General features: G+C 52.3%; 3 protein-coding genes. All 3 read left to right on the top strand.

Features of this window, described 5'->3' with window-relative positions; translation table 11 throughout:
* Positions 1-1137: AlkA N-terminal domain-containing protein (locus tag EVC45_RS44110; protein ID WP_129964301.1), on the top strand; the 1137-nt coding region annotated here is incomplete at its 5' end.
* Between the two features lie 58 nt (positions 1138-1195).
* The gene (locus EVC45_RS44115; protein ID WP_129964302.1) at positions 1196-2080 is read left to right on the top strand and encodes a DMT family transporter; all 885 of its coding nucleotides are present in this window, start codon (positions 1196-1198) and stop codon (positions 2078-2080) included.
* Positions 2081-2145: 65 nt separating this feature from the next.
* Positions 2146-2592, top strand: coding sequence for a methylated-DNA--[protein]-cysteine S-methyltransferase (locus EVC45_RS48165; protein WP_129964303.1), 447 nt, complete (start codon positions 2146-2148; stop codon positions 2590-2592).
* Positions 2593-2629: the final 37 nt, after the last annotated feature.

Here is a 2629-nt window from a genome sequence, read left to right on the forward strand (position 1 = left end):
TCTTCAACATCAACTACTCCAGTTTGGATCACACGTTTTACCCCAACTCTGTGTCCAGAAAAACCGGAGCCGCCGCAGTTTGCGCAGACCCAACGACTGCTTCTCGCGAAAAGGCTTTTGACTGACACGAACCTTTCGGTGACCGGCGTCGCTTTGTCCGCAGGTTTCGGAAGCGCGCGCAGCCTCAACGAGCAGTTCAAACAAAGTTACGGCTTCGCACCTACGCGCATCAGAAAAACAGCTCCGTCAAAGGAGATGCATAGCCTCGAATTTGATATGGGATATCGCCCGCCATATGCTTGGGAATCAATGCTGCGGTTTCTGAAAGATCGAGCCATCGAAGGTTTCGAAGCTTTTAAGGACGATACATATACGCGCGTCTTGACCATCAAAGCCGGCGACGCTGTGAGGAGGGGATGGATAACGGTTAGCCACCGACCCAAACAGCATAATTTGCATGTCAGCGTGTCTGCGGATCTGAGCGCCGTAGTGCCCCAAGTATTGGTCGGCGTAAGGCGTTTCTTCGACCTCGAGGCGCGACCGGACGTTATTGACGCTCATCTTGGAGAGCTATCGCAGAAAACGCCAGGAATGCGCGTGCCAGGCGCTTTTGATGGATTTGAGATCGCCGTTCGAGCGGTTGTCGGGCAAGCCATATCTTTGGCCGCTGCGCGTGCCATTCTGGCGCGTATTTGTGAGGCTTCAGGCAGCCAGACTCCAGGGCCACGGAGCGAGTATATGGTTTCCTTTCCTACCGCTGAAGAATTTCTACAGATTGCTGATACTGACCTGCTTCGAACCGGGCTGATGGAGCGGCGCCTGAGAACCCTGCAATCAGTGGCGCGGGCTATCGTAAACGGAGCACTGCGCCTCGAGTCTTATGTTTCACTGAATGAAACTCTTACAACTCTGCGCGAAATCAGTGGTATAGGCGAGTGGACTGTTCAATATCTCGCTATGCGGGCTTTAGGCTGGCCGAACGCTTTCCCCTCTGGAGACAGCGTTCTGAAGAAGATGATGCCATCCTCTGTTGGTGCCGCTGCCACCTGGTCCTCGGATCAATGGTCGCCATGGCAATCATATGCAGTCTTACATCTCTGGGATAAATACCAGACGGAATTTTCAATCGACGCCTGAACAGCGTCACGCGAATTTTCACTAATAATACTTAGTTTGCAATAAAAAGGAGTGCGAAATGAATGCTCTTGAACTGTGCGTGCTTGCCGCTATCTGGGGAGCATCTTTTCTATTTATGAGAATGGGAGCGTCTGAGATCGGGCCAGTGCCACTCATTGCGCTTAGAGTGTCCATCGCTGCTATCCTCTTACTGCCGATTCTACGGTCGAAAGAAGCTCGCCAGCAATTCCGCCAGCATATCGGCCCTCTTTTTATCATTGGCGTTACAAACTCAGCGCTGCCGTTTTGCTTGCTAGCCTACGCAACGTTGTATGTCACTGCGGGAGTGGATTCGATTCTCAATGCCACTACGCCAATGTGGGCAGCAGCTATCGCGTACTTCTGGCTAGGCGTGCCGGTCCGAAAAATGCAAAGAACTGGTCTAGTTATTGGGTTCCTCGGTGTCGTTGTGCTTGCTTGGGAAGCGATGGGATCAGGAGTAGCGGGATCAACGGGAGCGGTGCTAGCGGCCCTGCTCGCGACAATTTCCTATGGATTTGCTGTCAACTATTCCAAGCGTAGTCTCGTCGGTGTCAAGCCCTTCGTCTCCGCTTTCGGCACACAGCTATTTGCATCTCTTGTCCTCGCCCCATTTGCGTACGTATTTTGGCCCCAACATCGGATTCCGATGTCGACCTGGTATTCAGTATTGGCTCTCGGAGCACTGTGCACTGCCGTCGCCTACGTCCTGTTTTTTCGGCTCGTCGCGAACGCCGGGGCGCCATATGCGGCATCCGTTACCTTTCTCATCCCTGTGTTCGGCGTTATATGGGGCATCATATTTTTGCGTGAGCCGCTGACAGTCTGGACGATAGTTGGCTGTTCGATTGTGTTGTTAGGCACAGCGCTAGCGTCTGGAAAAGTTACATCGCTCCTCATCTGGCGTTCACCGCAGAATGGATAGCGCAGGCAGTTCGCGTAAGCAGCGCAATATCCAATCTGAAACAGGCAAGCGGTGAGAAATTTTTTATGATTCCTGGTTACGCGCTCCCCACCCCGTTAGGCACTGTCAATCTGCGAATCGAAGATGATTACGTCACCGCTTTGGAAATAGTTGAACCTTTAGTTAGCGAGGTGGCTGATCTTCCAAACCAGCAATCGGGTCAGAAACTATGGGGTCTCGTCGAAGGCGAGCTGAGAGAATACTTTGCAGGACGCAGGAGGTCGTTCTCGTTTCCATTTCACTCCAGAGGGACATCTTTTCAGCGTCAGGTTTGGAGTGTAGTTTCCACTATTCCGTACGGAACCTCCGTTCCATATCAGTCGATCGCAATAAAGCTGGGCGTAGGACGAGAGGGTGCGGAGGACGTTCGTCTTGCCGTAGTCAATAATCCAATAGCAATCGTGATACCGTGCCATAGGGTTCGCCTTGCAACTGCGGCGGCTCCGGTTTTTCTGGACACAGAGTTGGGGTAAAACGTGTGATCCAAACTGGAGTAGTTGATGTTGAAGA

This window comes from Paraburkholderia sp. UYCP14C, assembly GCF_004197395.1.
Classification (GTDB): Bacteria; Pseudomonadota; Gammaproteobacteria; order Burkholderiales; family Burkholderiaceae; genus Paraburkholderia.

What these genes read in the sequence shown, in the direction of transcription:
- EVC45_RS48165 (WP_129964303.1), top strand. Translation starts at nt 2,146, where the DNA reads ATGATTCCTGGTTACGCGCTCCCCACCCCGTTAGGCACTGTCAATCTG.
- EVC45_RS44115 (WP_129964302.1), top strand. Translation starts at nt 1,196, where the DNA reads ATGAATGCTCTTGAACTGTGCGTGCTTGCCGCTATCTGGGGAGCATCT.